The organism is Novosphingobium guangzhouense, from assembly GCF_002896965.1.
In the GTDB taxonomy this organism is placed as follows: Bacteria; Pseudomonadota; Alphaproteobacteria; order Sphingomonadales; family Sphingomonadaceae; genus Novosphingobium; species Novosphingobium guangzhouense.
This window is the reverse complement of the sequence record NZ_LYMM01000037.1, coordinates 1-19,792: the sequence shown is the minus strand read 5'-3', so window position 1 is coordinate 19,792 and position 19,792 is coordinate 1. Positions and strand designations below refer to the sequence as shown.

Here is a 19,792-nt window from a genome sequence, read left to right as displayed (position 1 = left end):
CCATGCGTGCCGACACCATGAATGATGATTAATATTTTGACAATGCCGTAAAATTCAGTGGCTAACAGACATAATTTGCGGGATTTTGTTGCGGCTCGGACGAAATAATCCGGTCACGTTACTCTTTGGTGCTGCGTAAAACTCACAGCCCTGAAGTCGTAATAGCGTAGTCGGGGCGGTCATCCCCGAATAGGCGGTGACGGCCAAATCTGGCTTCTTGCCCGCACACTTTCCCGTCAGGCGGGAAGGCGGGGGATTTGACCATGCGTGTCAGGACATTCGAGATTGCCGGGCCATGCGCCTTCCTGCCGAGCAGGATCGCCGACGCCCGCGGCTGGTTCGCCGAGACTTTCCGCGCCGATCTTTTCACCCGTCATTGCGGTGATGCGATGTTCGTTCAGGACAACGAATCCAGCAGCCTTGCTGCCGGAACGGTGCGCGGCCTGCACTTCCAGCGCCCGCCCCATGCGCAGGGTAAACTGGTGCGGTGCACGGCGGGCGCGATCCTTGACGTGGCGGTGGACATCCGCGCCGGCTCGCCCACCTATGGTCGCTGGGTGAGCGAAGTGCTGACGCCGGACAACGGCATCCAGTTGTGGATTCCGCCGGGCTTCGCGCACGGGTTCTGCACGTTGCTTTCGGAAACCGTCGTCGCCTACAAGGTGACCGACTACTACAGCGCAGAGTGCGATCTCGGCCTTCGCTGGGACGATCCCGCGCTGGCGATCGCATGGCCCGATCTGGCCGACCCGGCAAGCCTGTCACCCAAGGATCGTGCCCAGCCCCTGCTCGGCGAACGGCCCGCTCATTTCGTGTTCGAGGAGCTTGCCGCATGCGTGTAATGGTGACAGGCGGGGCGGGATTCATCGGTTCTGCGCTGGTGCGCCATCTGGTGACCAATCCCGTACAGGGCCGCGAGCATTGCGTCCTCAATATCGACAAGCTGACTTATGCGGGAAATCCGGCTTCGCTGCATAGCGTGTCCGGGCGCGGGAACTATCGCTTCATGCAGGCCGACATCTGCGATCGCGCGGCGATGGAACGTGCCTTCGCCCAGTTCCGTCCCGATCGTGTCATGCACCTTGCGGCGGAAAGCCATGTCGACCGATCGATCACCGGGGCGTCGGACTTCATGGCCACCAACGTCATGGGCACGTTCACCCTGCTGGATGTGGCGCGAGACTACTGGCAGCGGCTGCCCGCGCCGGAACGCGATCGCTTCCGTTTCCTCCACGTCTCCACGGACGAAGTCTATGGATCGCTTGGCCCGCAAGGGCTGTTCGCGGAAACTACGCCATACGATCCCAGTTCTCCCTATTCCGCATCCAAGGCGGCGTCGGACCATCTGGTGAAGGCCTGGCATCGCACTTATGGCCTGCCGGTCGTCGTCTCCAACTGCTCTAACAATTACGGGCCGTACCACTTCCCGGAAAAGCTCATCCCGCTCACCATCATCAATGCCCTCGAAGGGCGCCGCCTGCCGGTTTACGGTCGGGGCGAGAACGTGCGCGACTGGCTCTATGTGGAAGACCACGTGCGCGCGCTGGACTGCATCGCGGCGCATGGCCGGCCGGGAGAGACTTACAACGTCGGCGGCCGCAACGAGCGGCGCAACATCGACGTGGTGCGGCGCATCTGCCTGATCCTGGACGCCATGGCCCCTGCAGCCTCTCCGCGCGAAAGCCTGATCGAATTCGTGGCGGATCGCCCCGGCCACGATGCCCGCTATGCGATCGATGCGACCAAGCTGGAAAGCGGACTGGGCTGGCGTGCGCAGGAAACGTTTGAAACCGGCATCGCCCGCACCGTCCGCTGGTACATCGACAACGAATGGTGGTGGCGCCCCTTGCGCAATCGCTACGAAGGAGAGCGGCTGGGTCTGTTACAGGAAGCCGCGGAATGAGCGCGGATTTTCGGCTGGCCGTTACCGGCACCGGCGGGCAGGTCGCCCGCGCGCTGGTGGAGCGTGGCAAGGCGTTGGGGGTGGAGGTCGTCACCGTCGGCCGCCCGGTCCTTGACCTCCTGCGGCCCGAAACCGTGCTGCCTGCGCTGGCGGCGCTGCAGCCCGACGCGATCGTCTCTGCCGCCGCCTATACCGGGGTCGATGCGGCCGAAACCGATCGGGCGAAGGCGCTGGCGGTGAACGAAGGCGGCGCACGGGCGGTGGCGCTGGCCGCGCGCGATCTTGGCGTGCCGCTGGTCCACCTGTCTACCGACTATGTCTTTGCCGCCGATGCACGGGGACCGCATGGAGAGGCTGCGACCGCCACGCCTGCGGGGATCTACGGCGCAACCAAGCTGGCGGGCGAGCGCGCCGTGCTGGCCGCGCATGAAGCAGACAGTGCGGTGCTGCGCACGGCCTGGGTGCACAGCCCGTTCGGCGGGAACTTCGTGAAGACCATGCTGCGGCTGGCCCGTGATCGCGACGAAGTTGCGGTCGTGTCAGACCAGTTCGGCAATCCGACCAGCGCGCTTGATATCGCGGACGGCATTATCGCGGTGGCGCGCAACCTGCTGGCCGATCCCGATCCCCGGCTGCGCGGCCTGTTCCACATGACAGCGCAGGGCGATGGCAGCTGGGCGGACCTTGCCAGCGCGGTGTTCGACCAGTCGCACGAAATGGGCGGGCCATGGGCTCAGGTGCGCTCGATCACCACGGCGGACTATCCCACCGTGGCGCGCCGCCCGGCGGATTCGCGGCTCGACTGCGCGCGCATCGCGGCGGCGCATGGCATTACCCTGCCGCCGTGGCGGTCCTCGCTGCGGCCGGTGGTCGCGCGGCTTGTGGCGCGGCATCACTCCTTGAACCAGCTTGCGGGAGCCTCTTCATGAAGGGCATCATTCTTGCCGGGGGCAGCGGCACCCGGCTCTATCCGATGACGCTGTCTACCTCGAAGCAGCTGATGCCGGTCTACGACAAACCGATGATCTACTATCCGCTGAGCACGCTGATGCTGGCGGGCATCCGGCAGATCCTGATCATCTCCACCCCGCGTGACCTGCCTGCCTTCCGCGAACTGCTGGGAGACGGGACGCAGTGGGGGCTGGAACTGGAATATGCCGTGCAGCCACGCCCGGAAGGGCTGGCTCAGGCTTACGTGATAGGCGCGGATTTCGTGGAGGGAGGCCCATCGGCGCTGATCCTGGGAGACAACATCTTCCATGGCCATGGCCTGCCGGACCTTCTGGCCCGCGCGGCGCAGCGCGCCGGCAAACAGGCGGGGGGTGCTAGCGTCTTCGCCTATAACGTTCAGGATCCCGAACGCTACGGCGTGGTGGAGTTCGACAGCCGGATGCGCGCGGTTTCGATCGATGAGAAGCCTAGCCTGCCGCGCTCCAACTGGGCGGTGACGGGGCTCTATTTCTACGACGAGCAAGTGGTGGACATCGCCGCCGACCTTGCCCCTTCGCCCCGCGGGGAACTGGAGATCACCGACGTCAACCGCGCCTATCTGGAACGCGGGCAGCTATCGGTGGAGATGATGGGCCGGGGCTACACCTGGCTGGATACCGGCACGCCTGACAGTCTGATGGACGCGGCGGAATTCGTGCGCATCCTCGAAAAGCGCCAGAGCACCAAGATCGCCAGCCCCGAAGAAGTCGCCTATCGCCGTGGCTTCATCAGCGAAGCGGGGTTGGAACGCGCTATCGTCAGGCTCGGCAAGTCGGATTATGCCCGCTACCTGCGCCACGTGCTGGAGCAGGGCGGGATAGCCCCCGAACCGACTATCACGGGGACGCGGCTGGAACTGGAGCCGCATCCCTCGGTGCAATAGCGGCAGGGACGTTACCCGCGCGGGGTGAAGTCGGGGACAAGGTGTCCCTTCTCGTCCATGCGGGCAGGCACGATCCCCGGCTTCTCGCGGAAGGGCGCTTCGTCGTCGTTGCCGAAGATGGTGCACCACCAGCGGCCGTCCTTGTCCTTGAAGATATTGCCGCCGCCGCCGCAGGGCACGCTTTCGTACCGGTCGCGGTAAGGACCGAAAGGCTTGTCCGAAGTCGCCAGCGCGAAGGAATAGCGGTTGGGGTGAAAGCGGTCCACGGCGCCGAGGTAGTACCTGCCGTCATGCTTGAACATTGTGGCGCCTTCGAAGCCGATGTCCTTGAAGCCGCGATGGACACACTTCTTGTTGTGGTGAAGCGGATCGGGATCGGGCGTTTCCAGCGTGATCGGCGTCCATTCGCCATCATAGCCGGAGAGGTCGGGCTTGAGGCGCACCATTTCGAACGCGCCGCCGTATGTCAGGTAGACCGCGCCGTCGTCATCGCCGAACAGGGTCGCGTCGATGCCGTTGCGCAGCGGCTTGTCGGGGGACAAGGCGTGGACGTAAGGGCCGGTCGCCTTGCCGGTGGTGCTGCGCAGCACCGCAATGCCCGATCGGCTGACCGAATGGCAGATGTAGTAATTGCCGTTGATGAAGTGGATTTCCGGCGCCCAGATCGCGCGGAAATAGTCGCCCTTTCGCACGGTCCACTGTTTTTCCCAGCCGCCGTCGCGCTCGATGCTCCAGACGAGGCCAAGGTAGTCCCACTGCTTCAGGTCGGCCGAGCGCCACAGTTCGACGCCGTCGTTGGCCTTCCAGATGTCGTCCCCGGTGGAGCCGGTCATGTAGTAGAACCCGTCCCCGCCCAGGCACACGATGGTGTCGCGCAAGTGTACGTGGATCAGCGGCTTCACCGGCGGGATCAGCCCCTGCGTGACGACGCGGCCGGAATCGGAATCGTTCCACGGCAGCGCGTTCTTCGGCGGCGCGCCGGGGCCTTTGAAGCGCACGCCCTTGCGGTCCACCGCGGCTTCGCTGGTGACCCAGCCGCCGCGCTCCGTTTCCGCCGTCACAGGCAGACCGGGGCCGCTGCGGGTGGCGACGTCGTAATAGCCGGGCGGCGGCGGCGCGATCGGGCGGCCGTGATCGTCCTCCACAGGGAACGGCGGGCGTTTCAGCGGTTCTGCCGCTAGGCCGAGAGAGGGGCGCGTACCCAGCAGCGCAAGACTGCCGGCTACCACCGCGCGGCGGCTCAGTTCGAAGCCCTTGGTCACGTCATCTCTCTCCCGCAATTTCGATAGCGCTATCATGAATGGACCAAAAAAATCCCGGCACCCGCGCGAAGCGGGGCCGGGACAGGTCGTCAGTACTTGAAGCGGACGCCGAAGTAGAACTGGCGGCCGAAGCTGTGGTTGAGGACCACGCGATCGGCATCGCCGATGTACATGTCCTTCACCTCGTTCGTCAGGTTGTTGCCTTCGATGGTCAGCGTGATCTTGTCGGTCAGGTTGATGCCGATCGAGGCATCGACGTTGATCGCGCTGTTCACGCCTTCCTCGGTGCTCTGTTCACGTGCACCGCCGCCGAAAGCCTCGACATAGCCCGAACGGTAGGACACCGAACCGCGCAGGGAGAGCAGCTTGTCTTCGTAGAACAGCGTGCCGTTGGCGGTGTGCTTGGACAGGTTCGTCAGCGGGCCGACCACGGTGCCGACGCCGCCGGGGCCGGGATACTTGAGGTCGGCCTTGACGTAGGTGTAGTTCGCAAGGATACCAAGGTTGCTCAGGAAGCCGGGCAGGAAGTCCAGCTGGTGCTGGTAGTTCAGCTCGAAGCCCTTGAGCTTGCCGCCATCGCCGTTGATCGTGCGCCGCACGGTGACCGGCACGTTGGCGGGCAGGCCCTGATCGGTCGCCAGGTTGAGCGGGAAGCCCAGCTGGTCAAACGGCACCAGCGTTGAGATCTGCGTGCCCGAAAGCGATCCGATATCCTTCTGGAACAGGCTGACGCCCAGCAGCGAACCGGGGGCGAAGTACCATTCGGCCGAAAGGTCGAGGTTGAACGCCTCGGTCGGGTTCAGGTACGGGTTGCCCTGGTTGAACACCTGGTTCGCCTGCTGCAGCGTCAGGCTGCCGCCCGGCGACAGCGAGCCGAGGCCCGGACGGGTGATCACCTGCGCCGCGCCGAAGCGCAGCAGGAAGTCAGGCGTGATCTCGGCGACGAGGTTCATCGAGGGCAGCCAGTTCTCGTAGCTGCGCTTGACGGTGATCGGGGTGGCGACGCCGCTGGCAAGGCCATAGCCGAACGAGGTCTGGCCGGTGCGGACATAGCGCAGGCCCGCATCGCCGCGCAGCATGATGCCGCCGATCTCGCGCTCGAAATCGATCTGGAACCACAGCGCCTTGTCGACTTCCTTGATCGATCCGGTGTTGCTGGCCGCCGTCGCGTTGGGGTTGGTGCCGGCAACGTCACGTCCGTTGACGCGGAAGTCCACCTGCTGCCCGTTGATGGTGGTCACGCAGTTGCAGTAGATATCCAGCGTATCGATGAAGCCCTGCAGGTTGGGGATCACGTAGCCGTTGTAGTTCGGATCGCCGGTATTGCCGCTGAACGGCGAAGTCAGCGCGGCGACCTGTTCAGGCGTCAGCGTGCCGGACTGGGTTTCGGCCACGAAGCGGCGGCTTTCGAAGGTGCTGTAGCGGAAGCGGCGGTATTCGCCGCCGAACGACAGCTTGAAGCCGTCGGTCAGATCCCATTCGGCACCCAGCTTGGTCGAAAGGTAGTCGTTCGTCACCTCATTGCGGCGGATACGCACGTCCGAAGCGCCGTTGGTGAACGACCAGCTTGCCGGATCACTGGGATCGAAGCCCCAGTTGATGACCGGCGAGCGGCTGTTGTCGCGGTAATCCCACGAGAACCCGTCCGAATTCTGGCGGTCGAGCACCACGGTGGTCTGTTCCGGGCTGTCGAACTTGGACTTGGAGTAGCCCGCATAGCCGTTGACGCGGAAGGTGTCGCTCAGTTCCTGCTTCAGCACGGTGTTGTACTGGTAGAAGGTGGTGCTGAACCGGTCGTGGCGCGATTCGATGCGCATGTCGACATCGTCGAACACGCCATAGACCAGCGAGTTGTTCGCATCGACCTCGCCGTCGCGGATGATCGTCTGCGACTTGCCCGAAGCGCCCGAGCGGCTGAACGACAGCGCTTCGATGTAGTTTTCCCAGCGCTGCGTCTTGGACTTCGCATAGAGCCCCTCGACGACGATTTCGGTGCGGTCCGAGGGCTTCCACTGGATTGCGCCGGTCAGGCCCAGGCGCTTGATGTCGTTCTTCCAGGTATCATAGCGCGGGATGCGCGGGTGATAGATCAGGTCGCCCCAGTTGGAACCGTCGGCGGCGGGGGCGGCGTTGATCTGGCCGATGGTATAGCCCGGCAGGGTCGATGCGGCGTTGAAGCCGCCGTTCACGCCCGAGGGGCTCCAGCGTACGGTCGAGTGGCCTTCCTCCTCGATGGTGCGGGTGGAGTAGGCGGCCGAGGCGAGGACGCCGAAGGTGCCCGAATCGTTCTGCCAGCTGACAAGACCTGCAAGGCGCGGGTCCCAGGCTTTGGACAAGTCGTTGTAGCCCGCACGCGCGGACCCGGCGACGACGAAGTTGTCCTTGAAGTCCAGCGGGCGGGCGGCCTGCAGGTCAACCGTGGCGCCAAGCGAGCCTTCCTCGACCGAGGCCGAGGCGGTCTTGCGCACGGTCAGCGAGTTGAACAGTTCGGACGCGAAGATGTTGAAGTCGAAGCCGCGGCCGCGGTTCACGCCGCCGCCCGCGTCCGAACCGCCGGTGGTCGCCACGGCTTCCATGCCGTTGATGCGCACGCGGGTATATTCCGGGCCAAGGCCGCGTACCGAGATCGCACGGCCTTCACCGCCTTCGCGGCTGATCGCGACGCCGGGGATACGCTGCAGTGATTCCGCCAGGTTGTTGTCCGGGAATTTGGCGACGTCTTCTGCCTTGATGACGTCCACCGCGGCGGTGGATTCGCGCTTTTCAGCCTGTGCAGTCTGCACCGAATTGCGAAAGCCCGTGACGATGATGTCGGCCGGGGTTGCGCCGTCGATCTCGGACGTCTGCGCGTCCTGCGCATAGACGGGCGAAATGCATGCAACGGCCAGCACGGTTGCGGACGCACCGCGCACCAGACGACGACGAAGAACTGCGGAATTACGCACCCTGATTTCCTCCCCATTACAGACCGGCGACGCGGGACTTTCCCGTCCTCGCCTTGACCGGCCCAGCCTCCCTTATATGGTCAGGCTTGATACCGGTGTCAGTGACTAGCAACAAGACCAGATTGATACGCCCGGTGCCTCATGGCTTCGTGCGCGAAAACGGGCTTGATCGATGCAGCGCGCGCATCGGTTGGAGCAGCCGACGATGCACAGCGCACATCGATCAAGCTGCACAGCGGCATGGATGGAGTGGACGGCCCGCGCGTAAGTCTGAAGGCACGGAAAAAGCCGCAAACCAGTGCGGCGGATATGGGGCGATGGAGAGATGGATTTGTCAGGTTCGATAGAAGCGGCGGCTCCCGCGCAGCTACGCCCGACCAGGGTGCGATACTGCATTATCGCACTGATCTTCATCATTACATCGCTGAACTATGCGGACCGTTCGACCTTCTCGATCGCGGGGGCATCGGCCTCGGCAGAACTGGGGCTCGATGCGGTGCAGACGGGCTTCATCCTGTCCGCCTTCGCATGGGCCTATTCGCTGGCGCAGATCCCCGGCGGTGCGCTGCTCGACCGGTTCGGGACGCGGCCGATCTACATCGCCGCGATCGGCACGTGGTCGTTCTTCACCGTGCTGCAGGGCTTCGCGGGCTTCATCCTCGGCGCGACGGTGGTGACGCAGCTGTTCCTGCTGCGCTTCCTCGTCGGGCTGTGCGAGGCGCCATCGTTCCCCGGAAATGCGCGGATCGTGGCGGCATGGTTCCCGGCGCGAGAACGCGGGACGGCATCGGCGATCTTCAATTCGGCGCAGTATTTCTCGCTCGTCGCCTTCGCGCCGCTGATGGGCTGGGTGGTCCACGAATGGGGCTGGCGCGCGGTGTTCTTCGTGATGGGCGGGCTGGGCCTGATGGCGATGGGCGCCTTCGCCGCCTTCATCCGCGAGCCGGTGCGCCACAAGTGGGCCAACAGGGCAGAGATCGACCTCATCCGCGAAGGCGGCGGCCTCGTCGAGCCGGTCAGCCGCACCGAGGCGCGCGAGCCGACCTTCACATGGAACAACATCCGCCAGTTGCTGACCAGCCGGATGATGATCGGCGTCTACCTTGGCCAGTACTGCATCAACGTGCTGACCTATTTCTTCGTGACATGGTTCCCGATCTATCTGGTCAAGGATCGCGGCTTCAATATCCTGGAGGCCGGGTTCGTTGCCGCGCTGCCGGCGCTGTGCGGCTTCGTCGGCGGCGTGGCAGGGGGCGTCATGTCCGACATGCTGCTGGCCCGCACCGGATCGATCACCACGGCGCGCAAGGCGCCGTTGCTGGCCGGGATGCTGCTGGCCAGCCTCATCATGGTTGCCGCCAGGGTGGAGAGTCAGGTGGGCGTGGTGCTGCTGATGTCGCTGGCGTTCTTCGGCAAGGGCGTGGCGTCGCTCGGCTGGGCGGTCATGTCCGACGTCGCACCGCGCAAGCTGGCGGGGCTGGCGGGCGGAGTGTTCAACACCTTCGGCAATGCCGCCGGGATCGTGACGCCCATCGTGGTGGGAATCCTCGTCGCGCAGGCGGGGTCTTTCGACACTGCGCTGATCTTCGTGGGCGCGCATTGCCTGCTGACCATCGTTGCCTATTTCGTCGTCGTGCAGAAGCTCGAACGGCTGGAGCTTGCTGCATGAACCTGAACCGTCGTTCCGTACTGCTGGGCACCGGCGCCCTTGCCCTTGTCCCCGCGATGGCACGCGCGCGCGCCGCCGAGATCGCCATCGACACGCCGATGGCCGCGCCGCGCTGGGCGGTGCTGCAGCGCCACCTCATCGCCATGCAGGGCGACGCCGCCCGCGCCTTCCACGACCGCTACTTCAACGCGAACCACGAGATCGAGGCATTCCTGCGCTGGGGCGCCAACGACGGCCCGGACGATGCCATCGAGGCGATCAACGACTGGCCCTACCTCTACCTTATCGGCGGCGAGGGTGGCCTGCTTGACCTGGCACAGAAAGTTCAGGAAGCGCACTTCGCGCAATATTCGCGCGCGCGCACCAAGGATGTGCCGATGGGTCGGGCGGGCATGTACCAGCGCGAATTCCCGCCGCAGATGGACTGGCAGCACATCTCCGAAGGGCTGACCACCTTCAACCAGCTGGGCCTCTGCAATCCCGAAGACCGCAAGCTGATCGAGCGCGCCCGTCGCTTTGCCGATTTCTACACCGGCCGCGATCCGATCGCGCGCAACTATGATCCGAAGCTGAAGCTGATCCGGTCGATGTTCAACGGCAGCATCGGCCCGCTGATGCGCCCGGCGACGATGCTGGACTGGGCGGGTGATCCCTTCGACACCGCGCCCTTTGAGATGGTCCACGGGGAATCGAGCTACAAGGACACGCTTGAGCACTACCGCGAATATACCCAGACGGTGGGCGACAACCCGCTGAACCTGCATTCCACCGCGCTGGGCTTCAATGCGTGGATGCTGACCGGTGAGGCGCGCTTCCGCGACTGGATGCTGGAGTATGTCGAAGCATGGGCGGCGCGGGCGAAGGCCAACGGCGGTATCCTGCCCAGCAACATCGGCCCTGATGGCAAGGTCGGCGGCGGCGCGGGCGGTCACTGGTGGGGAGGCACCTATGGCTGGGGGTTCAGCCCGATCAACCCCGTCACCGGCAAGCGCGAGGATCGCAACCGCATCCCGCGCGCGATCATGGGCTTCATGAACGCCTACATGGCGACCGGCGACGATCGCTACCTGCAGGTCTGGCGTGACCAGAACGCCGCGATCAACGCACAGGCGCGCAAGGTGGATGGCGTACTCTGCGCCCCGACCATGCACGGCGCGCAGGGGTGGTACAGCTTCAAGCCCGGCCCCTACCGCTTCAATACCGGCGAGATCTGGTATCTGTCGCAGCGCGAGGCCGATCGCGTGGCGATGGAGCCGACGCCGTGGACCCGGTTCCTTGACGGCAAGCAGGACGGCTGGGCCGAACAGGCGCTGCTTGACGATATGGAGCGGGTTCGCACCCAGATGGTCCGTGTGCACGAGGACAGGACCACCGCCGCGACGCGCCTTGCCGACAATCCGATCGAGCGTAACCCGGTTTCGGTGACCGCGCTGCTGCACCAGACCATGGGCGCGATCCACGTGGCGCGGCCGCCGTGGTCGAAGACCTCTCCCAATCAGGGCGGCACGCTGCTGTTCGCGCGGCTGCGGCACTTCGATGCCGACCGCAAGCGTCCGGGCTTGCCCGAGGACGTGGCGGCGCTGGTCGAGAAGATGGATGCGGGCACGACCACGCTCTCGCTGGTCAACCTCAACCCCGCGCTGGCGCGGCGGCTGGTGATCCGCGGCGGCGGCTATGGCGAACACCGGATCGAGGCGGTGCGGATCGGTGACAGGCGCGTGGCCGTGGGCGACCGCGACGTGGCGCTCAGGCTGGAGCCGGGGGCAGGCGCGCGGGTGGTGCTGGAAATGAGCCGCTTCACCCAGCAGCCGACGCTGGCGTGGCCGGAGATGGTGTGATCCCAAATCTCTCCCCGCGACAAGCTCGGGGGGATTCAGGCTTCCGCAACTGCCTTCAAACACAATTCCCGAAACGCCGGCAGCGCGGGGTTCTCGCTTTCGCGCCGCCAGGCCAGATGCAGTTCCACGGGCGCTGCGGGCTCGCTCTCGAACGGCCGGAAGACGACGCCGCGCGGTTGCAGTCCTGCCGCCGCTTCAGGCACGATCCCCGGCGCCAGTGCCGCGCCGACTAGTCCCAGCAGCGAATGGATCTGGGTGACGTGCTGCACATAGTTCGGCGCCGCTCCGGCCCGCTCGAACAGGCTGGAGAGCAACTGGTTGAAGTAACCGGCCCCGCGCTGGGCATACATGACAAGGTCTTGCCCGTCGAAATCCCCCGGTGCGAAACGTTCCTGCCCCGCACGCGGATCGTCTTCGTGCAGCGCCACCATCAGGCTTTCCAGCAGCAGGGGGGCGGAATCGAACTGCACCTTGTCCACCGGCGGGCGCACCAGCGCGAGGTCGATCATCCCGGTATGCAGCGCCTCGAACTGATCGCCGGAGACGAGTTCGTGCAGTTGCAGTTCGAGCCCCGGCAGTTCCACCGCCGCGCGCTTGACGATGCGCGGCAGCAGCACATAGCCGGAAACGGCGGTGAAGCCGATCGAGATGCGGCCCGTCTCCCCTTTCCATACCCGCCGCGCTGCCAGCGCCGCGCTTTCGGAAAGGCGCACGATGCGGCGCGCTTCGTGAAGGAACGTCTCGCCCGCCAGCGTCAGCGTCACCCGGCGGCTGGTGCGGTTGAACAGCTCCACCCCAAGGATGCGTTCCAGCACCTGGATCTGGCGGCTGAGCGGCGACTGCGTCATGTGCAGACGTTCTGCGGCGCGGCCGAAGTGCAGTTCCTCGGCCAGCACGACGAAGCAGCGCAAGTGGGTGAGTTCGAACATCATCGATACGTACATGCTGCCTGACTCAAGGAAAAGCCGTTCGCGAATCAGGCGAGCGTGGTGACCACCTTGCCATTCACCCGCACCCGGTCGAGCGTGATCTGCGGGCTGTGCTTCAGGATGGAATCCTTGGCTACTCCGTCGAAAGTGCAGTCTTCCAGACGCAGCGTGCCGATCGGCGCGCCGGGCAGGCCCTGACTGTCGAGCACGCGGGTTGCCTGCGCCACTTTCAGACGCTCTACGACGATACCGGTCAGCACCGGCTTGAACGGACCGTCCGCGCCTTCCTCGTAGTTGAAGTCGCAGGCGATGGCCGCGCGCGAAACCTGGCCTACGTCGATATCGCGGAAATGGAAGTGCTCCAGCAGGCCGCCGCGCAGGGCGTTGTTCTTGAAGCGCAGGGCATACCACAAGTCGGGCGAATCCATCCGGCAGCGCTCGGCATAGATGTGGTGCGCCCCGCCCGAGATCTGGCTGCCGACGACCACGCCGCCATGCCCTTCCTTCATGCGGCAGTTGCGGATGACGATGTTCTGCGACGGCGCGGCCAGCCGCCGCCCATCGGCGTTGCGGCCCGAGTTGACGGCTATGCAATCGTCCCCGGTGTCGAACGTGCAGTCCTCGATCAGCATCATGTCGACGGATTCGGGATCGCAGCCGTCATTGTTGGGGCCGTGGCTGGAGATGTCGATCCCGCGCACCACGACATTGCGGCACAGCACCGGATGCACCTGCCAGAACGGCGAGCGACGCAGCTTCACCCCTTCGATCAGCACCCGGTCGCAGGCGTAGAACTGGACGAAGGCGGGGCGCAGGTAATCGCCTTCGCCGAACACGCGCTCCTTCACCGGCACGTTGTCCTCGGCCATGGCGAAGAGGCGGGCGCGGGCGGGGCGCTGGTCGGCCATGCCTTCCTTCCAGCCGTGCTCCACCGTGCCGCCCCATGGTCCTTTCCAGCTCCACCAGGCGTCCGGCCCCGATTGCCCGTCCAGAGTGCCGCTGCCGGTAAGGGCGACGTTCTCCTGCCCGTGGGCATAGACGAAGGGGGAGTAGTTCATCAGTTCGATCCCCTCCCACCGCGTGAAGACGATCGGGTAGTCCTTCGGATCGCGCGAGAAGCGGATCGTCGCCCCTTCCTCAAGGTGCAGGTTAACGTTCGAGCGGATGTGGATCGCCCCCGAATTCCATGCGCCCGCCGGGACGATCACCCGTCCGCCGCCTGCATCATGCGCGGCCGCGATGGCAGCGGCGATGGCGGCGGTGTTGTCATGCCCGTCGCCCGGCTTCGCGCCGAAGCGGGTGATCGGAAAGTCCGCCTTGGGGAATTTCGTCTGTTTGATGGACTGCACGATCCACGCTGCATGGTCCCACGGATCGGCGGAAGTGGCGGCAAATGCTGTGCCTCCCATTGCGCAGGCGGCCACGGACAGCGCCGATCCGCCCAGCAAGGTACGGCGTGAAACGGTGGTTGCACTGGGGGTGTTCATGGCGGCTCTCTCCCTCTGCCTCATGGGCTCGATGCAATGCTTGTCTCACAACCCGGCGGCCTCATTGATGCCGGGTGGACATAAATCGATCCATTTCCAGCGATGGGCGCAGCGCCGGGGCAGCGGTAGCAAGGAGGCTCAGGATCAATTGGAGCATTAAGCGATGTCGCCTCAGGAACTGGCCGCCCGTATCGGCGGGGGCCTCCTCTCGTTTCCGGTCACCCACTTCGACGCCGACCTGAAGTTCGACGAGGCGGCCTATCGCGACCACCTCGGCTGGCTGTCGGACTATGACGTGGCGGGCCTTTTCGCCGCGGGCGGCACGGGCGAGTTCTTCTCGCTCACCCCGACCGAAGTGCCGGTGATCGTCAAGGCCGCGGTCGAGGAAGCGGCGGGCAAGGTGCCGGTGCTTTCGGGCTGCGGCTATGGCACGGCGATCGCGGTCGACCTTGCGAAGAACGTGGAGAAGGCGGGCGCCAATGGCTTGCTGCTGCTGCCGCCCTATCTCGTCAATTCGACGCAAGAGGGCCTTGCCGCGCATATCGAGGCGGTCTGCAAGGCGACCTCGCTGGGCGTCATCGTCTACAACCGCGATAACGCGATCGTCACCGAAGACACGCTGGCCGGTCTTGCGGAACGTAACCCCAACCTCATCGGCTACAAGGACGGCGTCGGCGACGTCGAACTGATGATGCGCATCTATGCCAAGCTGGGGGATCGCCTGACCTATATCGGCGGCCTGCCCACGGCGGAAACCTTCGCGCCCGCCTATCTGGAAATGGGCGTGACGACGTACTCTTCGGCAATCTTCAACTTCATGCCGGAATGGGCGCTGGCTTTCTACAAGTCCGTCCGCGCGCGTGACAAGGCGGCGATCCTTGCGGGTCTGACCGACTTCGTGCTGCCCTATATCGCGATCCGCAATCGCGGCACCGGCTATGCGGTGTCGATCGTCAAGGCGGGCATGAACGTGATCGGCCGTCCGGCGGGGCCTGTGCGCTCGCCGCTGACCGACCTGACCGCCGAAGAGCAGGCGATGCTCGCCGCGCTTGTCGAAAAGGCCCAGGCCTCGCTGCGCGAAACGGCCTGAGATTATCCCCCAAAGGCGCGGGTGGCTCCAAACGCCCGCGCCCTGATGCAGGGATGAACTTGCTCCCACCCCTCCGGGAGCCGGTTCATCCCTGTTTTTTGTGCGATGCGCCGAACGCAGTTCAGGCCAATCCAATCTCTTTCAAGCCAGTCCGCACCGGCTCGCCCAGTCGAGCCAGAGGCCGGGCCATGCCGCCACCGGCTTGCCGGCAATGTTCCACAAGTTGAACCCGTGCCCGCCCTCGGCGAAAAGGTGCAGGTCCACCGCCACCCCCACCTTGCGCAGCGCCGCGCGCAGGCGCAGTGAATTCTCGACCGGCACTGTCGCGTCATCCTCGGCATGGACGATGAAGTGCGGCGGGCTCTTGGCGGTCACATTGCGGTCCACCGAATGCGCGGCTTCCAGGGCGGGCGTCGGGTTCGGGCCCAGCAGCTTCTCGCGCGATCCGGCATGGGTGATGGCCGGGTCCATGCTCACCACCGGATAGAGGGGGCTTGCGCAGAACGGCCGGGCAGAGAGCTTGTCCGCCGCGTCCACCGGAGCATAGGCGGGAAAATCGAACCGGCTGGCAAGGTCGGCGCACAAGTGCCCGCCCGCCGACGACCCCATCACCGCAACCCGTTCCGGCGTTACGCCATAGCCAGCCGCCTTTGCGCGGATCAGGCGCATGGCGCGCTGGGCGTCGGCCAGGGGAGTGTTGGAACGGTCCTTCCACCCCTCCGCAGGCAGGCGATAGGTCAGCACGAAGGCGGTATAGCCATGTTCGGCCAGCCACTGGGCAACCTGGATGCCGCCCTTGTCGAACGATTCCTCTCGGTAACCGCCTCCGGGGATGACCAGCAGCGCGGCGCCGTTGGGGTACTTCGGACGGAAGGCGGTGATGCGCGGCCGGGCGATACCCGCGATCACGCGGTCGGGCTGGGCCGGGTTGGCGGAGCGCTCGGTCGCGATTTCCACCGGCAGTGGGGAGGGCGCTCCGGGCGGCGTGCCGGGCCAGAGGTCGATCACTTCGCCGCTCTCATGAAACGGACGCGGCGGGAGCGCTTCTGCCGCCCCCGCCGGTATCGTGCGGATCACCGAGGCCGCGAAGGCCCCGGCGAACAGGGCCCTGCGGTCGATCTCCATGCTCAGGCCGCCTTGACCCGCGCCTGCGCAAGACGCGGGCTGAGGACGTGGACGACCAGCAACGCCAACAGATAGGCGCTCGCGCAGATCGCGAAGAGCACTTCGTAGCTGTGCGTGGCGTCAAGGATATAGCCTGCGAACAGGGCCATGCCCATGCCGCCGAAGGCGCCCACGGTGCCGCCGATGCCGACCACGGAGCCTACCGCGCCGCGCGGGAACACATCGGACGGCAGGGTGTAGAGGTTGGCCGAAAACGCCTGGTGCGCTGCGGTGGCAAGACCGATAACCAGCACTGCGATCCACACATTGTCGACGCTCTGGACGAACCAGATCGGCAGCACGCACAGCGCGGAGAGCAGCATCGTCGCCTTGCGGGCGAAGTTCGGGGTGCGGCCTGCCTTGATGAGCTTGGAAGACATCCAGCCACCGGCAATGCTGCCCACGTCGGAGATCAGGTAGATTGCGGCAAGCGGCAGGCCGAAAGTCTTGAGATCAAGGTCGTAGCGTTCGAACAGGTAGCCCGGCAGCCAGAACAGGAAGAACCACCAGATCGGGTCGATCAGGAACTTGCCGAGCGCATAAGCCCAGGTTTCCTTGACCACCAGCAGGCGGCTCCAGCCGATCTGCTCGACCGGGTCGGCGGGGTCCTGCTGGATGTAGGCCAGTTCGCCGGGGGTGACGCGCGGGTGCTCGGTCGGGTGGCGGTATACGGCCCACCACACGGCCAGCCAGATGATGCCGAACAGGCCGGTGACGAAGAACGCCATGCGCCAGTCGAACCAAAGCACCAGCAGCGGCACCAGCAGCGGAGTGACGATCGCGCCTACGTTGGCGCCCGCATTGAACACGCCGATTGCGAAGGCGCGTTCCTTCTGGGGGAACCAGTCGGTCACGGCGCGGATGCCGGCGGGGAAGTTGCCCGATTCGCCAACGCCAAGGCCGAAGCGGGCCATCGCGAACGAGGTGATGCCGGTGGCGAAACCGTGGGCCATGTGGCTGATGGTCCAGATCACGATGGCCACGGTATAGCCAAGCCGGGCGCCCAGCGCGTCGACCACCTTGCCGAACGACAGGTAGCCGATCGCGTAGGCGACCTGGAACCAGAACACGATGCCCGCGAAGTCGGACTCGGACCAGCCGAATTCCGCCGAAAGCGTCGGCTTGAGAACGCCGATCATCTGGCGGTCGACATAGTTGATGGCGGTTGCCGCGAACAGCAGCGCCACCACTACCCAGCGATAGCGCCCGACTTTTGCGGTCTGGCCTATCGTACCGCTGGTTCCTGCATCCATTTCCCTACTCCCTTGCGGCCATCTTGTTCGTGTGCCGCCGTAAAGTCTCTATCAGGCGGGGATCGCCGCGACGATCCCGCAGGCCACCGTACCGTGGCCTTCGAAAGTCGCCAGTACCTGCTGGCCGGGCCTAACCGGATGAACCCCGGTGACCGCTCCGGTCGAGACCCAGGTGCCGCTGCTGCAGTCGATCCCGCGTGCCGAAAGGTTGCCCAGCAGAAAGCGCACCGCGCCCAGCGGGCCGTCGAGCATCGTTGCCGTGGTCGCCTCTCCCGCAGTCTCGCCATCGATGTCGAGGCGCACGGTGACGGCGTTGAAGTCGATCGTGTCCCAGCCTTCCAGCACCGGGCCGATGATCATGCCGTAGTTGTTGCCGTAATCCGAAACGGTCACCGGCGGGCCATCGGCGTTGATGCCCGGATAGGGCGAACTGGCGACTTCGATGCCGATGTGGACCGCGTCAAGGATCGCGCGGGTGCCCGCATCGTCCTGCGGCACCACGCCGTCCCAGCCTGCTGCGACGTGGAGCAGGAACTCTGCCTCTCCGGCCGCGAAGCCGTCGGCGAAGACGGGCATCTCGGGCGATTCGCCTTCTGCCACCGTCACCACGCTGTCGGTGAAGATCGGCCCGGCAAGGCGGTTGGCGCCCAGTTGTCCGTCAAGCGGCGGGTTGATCTTGCCGACCTTCCAGCCGGCAACCTCGCGTCCATCGAACGCAAGGGCGATGTCCTGGATCGCATAGCCACCACCGAGGTCGGTCGGGGCCTGTCCGGGATAGGAATTCAATGCGCGCTTTTCGCGCCGCGCCGTCACGAATGCTTCGGCGACTGCCTTTGCCGTGTCTGTCAAAACAATCCCCACACCCAAGGAATACCGTGTTTCGGCCGCTTTCGGCGCAGGTCACCGGCGACACCGGTGTCATACCTTCGCCCATCGCGACCCGTCTGTACAGAGTGTCCGCTCTGTCGGATCGGTCACCTGCCGCAATGCCTGTGACGGCGTTGCGGAGTCTTTCCGCCCTGTGCAAATGAACAGGCGCCGGAATGGTAACCGGTGTCATCTTGCCTTTCGTCCCGCTTGAAGGCAAGCCGGAAAAATTCGGCCCAACGACCAACGCGCCGACGCAAGACCATAAGGACGCCGCATGGCAGAAGGCCAGAAACCTACGATCAACGATGTTGCGCGCATTTCCGGCGTGTCCAAGAAGACGGTGAGCCGCGTCATCAACAAGTCGCCGCTGCTCAATCAGGCCACCCGCGAGAAGGTCGAATCGGTCATTGCCGAACTCGGCTATGTGCCCAATCCGCAGGCGCGGGCGCTGGCGCTCAGGCGCAATTTCCTGATCGGGCTGATCCACGACAACCCGAACGCGCAGATGGTGCTTGGCGTGCAGGAGGGCATCCTCGATACCATTCGCGACACTGAATTCGCGCTCGTCGTTCATCCGGTGAACCGATATTCGCCGACGCTGGCCGAGGATATCCGCCGCTTCATCGAGCAGCAGCGGCTTTACGGTGTGATGCTGCTGCCTCCGCTGTCGGAGCGCGACGATCTGGCCGAACTGTGCCGCGATCTGGGCTGCACGCTGGTCCGCATGGGATCGGCCAAGCTGGACGATGACGAACACCTCGTCGCCTCGAACGACCGCCAGGCGGTGAGCGAGGCTGTCGCCTGGCTGGTCGAACTGGGACATACGCGAATCGGCTTCGTCGCGGGGCCGGAAGGCTTCCGGTCCGCAAACGAGCGCGAGCAGGGGTTTCTTGACGGACTGGCGGCTGCCGGCCTTGCGCTCGATCCGGCAATCGCGGCGCGGGGCACATATCGGTTCGAATCGGGCAAGGCCGCCGGTGAAAAGCTGCTCTCGGCCGCAGAGCCGCCCACTGCCGTGTTTTCCAGCAATGACGAAATGGCTGCCGGGATCCTCCACGCAGCCCGCGAGCGGGGGCTGAACGTGCCGGAAGATCTGTCGATAATCGGCTTCGACGATACCGCGACGGCCGCGCAGATCTGGCCGCCTCTCACCACTGTGCGCTGGCCGATCCGAACGATGGCGCGCACGGCTGCCGCAAAGCTGATCCGGCCTGCCTCTGCCGCATCGGAACCCTCGTTTTTCCTGTCGGACCTCATCCGCCGGGCTTCCGCCATACCCTGCACCAAGGGGTGATTGCGCCGTCTCGCGGCTAATCGGGTGTCCTGGTCCCAAGCCCGTTGACACCGGTTACCTAAAGCGGATACGAATGCACCCAAGACCTGAACGGGAGAGTTCACAGTGTTTTGCAAGACGTACCACGCCACCCATCCGGACATGATGGAGTGTGTCTCCAACGAGGAACTGCGCGACCGTTATCTGGTGACGGGCATGTTCAAGGCTGGGGAAGT

At 65.2% G+C, this 19,792-nt stretch carries 15 protein-coding genes and 1 pseudogene; 9 read left to right on the top strand and 7 right to left on the bottom strand.

Annotated features, from left to right (window positions below; translation table 11 throughout):
- The first annotated feature begins 263 nt into the window (after positions 1-263).
- The 4 genes from rfbC to rfbA are packed head-to-tail and all read left to right on the top strand — an operon-like array spanning position 264 to position 3,776.
- Positions 264-842 (top strand): dTDP-4-dehydrorhamnose 3,5-epimerase, encoded by a 579-nt coding sequence (rfbC, locus tag A8V01_RS13515; RefSeq protein WP_103096365.1) that lies wholly within the window; start codon positions 264-266, stop codon positions 840-842.
- Positions 833-1,903, top strand: coding sequence for a dTDP-glucose 4,6-dehydratase (gene rfbB, locus A8V01_RS13510; protein ID WP_103096364.1), 1,071 nt, complete (start codon positions 833-835; stop codon positions 1,901-1,903). The genes rfbC and rfbB overlap by 10 nt, the downstream gene beginning before the upstream one ends.
- Entirely contained in the window at positions 1,900-2,832 is a 933-nt protein-coding gene (rfbD, locus tag A8V01_RS13505; protein ID WP_103096363.1) for a dTDP-4-dehydrorhamnose reductase, read from the top strand. Before rfbB ends, rfbD begins: the two co-directional genes overlap by 4 nt.
- On the top strand, positions 2,829-3,776 hold the full coding sequence (gene rfbA, locus A8V01_RS13500; RefSeq protein WP_103096362.1) for a glucose-1-phosphate thymidylyltransferase RfbA: 948 nt from the start codon (positions 2,829-2,831) through the stop codon (positions 3,774-3,776). The genes rfbD and rfbA overlap by 4 nt, the downstream gene beginning before the upstream one ends.
- An 11-nt stretch (positions 3,777-3,787) precedes the next feature.
- On the opposite strand, the gene A8V01_RS13495 is transcribed toward rfbA, so the two are convergent.
- Both A8V01_RS13495 and A8V01_RS13490 read right to left on the bottom strand, forming a co-directional pair.
- The gene (locus tag A8V01_RS13495) at positions 3,788-5,038 is read right to left on the bottom strand and encodes a family 43 glycosylhydrolase (RefSeq protein ID WP_103096361.1); all 1,251 of its coding nucleotides are present in this window, start codon (positions 5,036-5,038) and stop codon (positions 3,788-3,790) included.
- 89 nt (positions 5,039-5,127) lie between these two features.
- Positions 5,128-7,983, bottom strand: a complete 2,856-nt coding sequence (locus A8V01_RS13490; protein ID WP_103096360.1) for a TonB-dependent receptor — start codon at positions 7,981-7,983, stop codon at positions 5,128-5,130.
- Between the two features lie 325 nt (positions 7,984-8,308).
- On the opposite strand from A8V01_RS13490, the gene A8V01_RS13485 reads away from it, so the two are divergent.
- Together A8V01_RS13485 and A8V01_RS13480 are read left to right on the top strand one after the other, a co-directional pair.
- A complete protein-coding gene (locus A8V01_RS13485) occupies positions 8,309-9,652 on the top strand; it encodes an MFS transporter (protein WP_103096359.1) in 1,344 nt (447 codons plus the stop codon).
- Positions 9,649-11,490, top strand: coding sequence for a DUF8034 domain-containing protein (locus A8V01_RS13480; RefSeq protein ID WP_103096358.1), 1,842 nt, complete (start codon positions 9,649-9,651; stop codon positions 11,488-11,490). The genes A8V01_RS13485 and A8V01_RS13480 overlap by 4 nt, the downstream gene beginning before the upstream one ends.
- Positions 11,491-11,525: 35 nt before the next feature.
- On the opposite strand, the gene A8V01_RS13475 is transcribed toward A8V01_RS13480, so the two are convergent.
- Together A8V01_RS13475 and A8V01_RS13470 are read right to left on the bottom strand one after the other, a co-directional pair.
- Positions 11,526-12,422: a LysR family transcriptional regulator gene (locus tag A8V01_RS13475; protein WP_245892513.1), complete on the bottom strand. Its 897-nt coding sequence runs from the start codon at positions 12,420-12,422 to the stop codon at positions 11,526-11,528.
- 44 nt (positions 12,423-12,466) lie between these two features.
- Positions 12,467-13,906: a glycoside hydrolase family 28 protein gene (locus A8V01_RS13470; RefSeq protein WP_103096357.1), complete on the bottom strand. Its 1,440-nt coding sequence runs from the start codon at positions 13,904-13,906 to the stop codon at positions 12,467-12,469.
- A gap of 163 nt (positions 13,907-14,069) precedes the next feature.
- On the opposite strand from A8V01_RS13470, the gene kdgD reads away from it, so the two are divergent.
- A complete protein-coding gene (kdgD, locus tag A8V01_RS13465; RefSeq protein WP_103096356.1) occupies positions 14,070-14,996 on the top strand; it encodes a 5-dehydro-4-deoxyglucarate dehydratase in 927 nt (308 codons plus the stop codon).
- A 141-nt stretch (positions 14,997-15,137) separates the two neighbouring features.
- On the opposite strand, the gene A8V01_RS13460 is transcribed toward kdgD, so the two are convergent.
- From A8V01_RS13460 to A8V01_RS13450, 3 genes are read right to left on the bottom strand one after another with little or no spacing between them, the layout of a single operon-like run.
- Positions 15,138-16,121 carry an alpha/beta hydrolase gene (locus tag A8V01_RS13460; protein ID WP_103096355.1) on the bottom strand — a complete coding sequence of 328 codons (984 nt, stop codon included), beginning with the start codon at positions 16,119-16,121 and terminating at the stop codon, positions 15,138-15,140.
- A gap of 2 nt (positions 16,122-16,123) precedes the next feature.
- Complete coding sequence (locus A8V01_RS13455) at positions 16,124-17,413, bottom strand: MFS transporter (protein WP_103096354.1); 1,290 nt, start codon at positions 17,411-17,413, stop codon at positions 16,124-16,126.
- 51 nt (positions 17,414-17,464) lie between these two features.
- Positions 17,465-18,262, bottom strand: a complete 798-nt coding sequence (locus A8V01_RS13450) for a 2-keto-4-pentenoate hydratase (RefSeq protein WP_103096353.1) — start codon at positions 18,260-18,262, stop codon at positions 17,465-17,467.
- Between the two features lie 295 nt (positions 18,263-18,557).
- Here A8V01_RS13450 and A8V01_RS13445 point away from each other — a divergent pair, with 295 nt between their 5' ends.
- Complete coding sequence (locus A8V01_RS13445; protein ID WP_103096352.1) at positions 18,558-19,577, top strand: LacI family DNA-binding transcriptional regulator; 1,020 nt, start codon at positions 18,558-18,560, stop codon at positions 19,575-19,577.
- 105 nt (positions 19,578-19,682) lie between these two features.
- Positions 19,683-19,792, top strand: a pseudogene (locus A8V01_RS29235) (5-dehydro-4-deoxy-D-glucuronate isomerase); the annotation flags it as partial.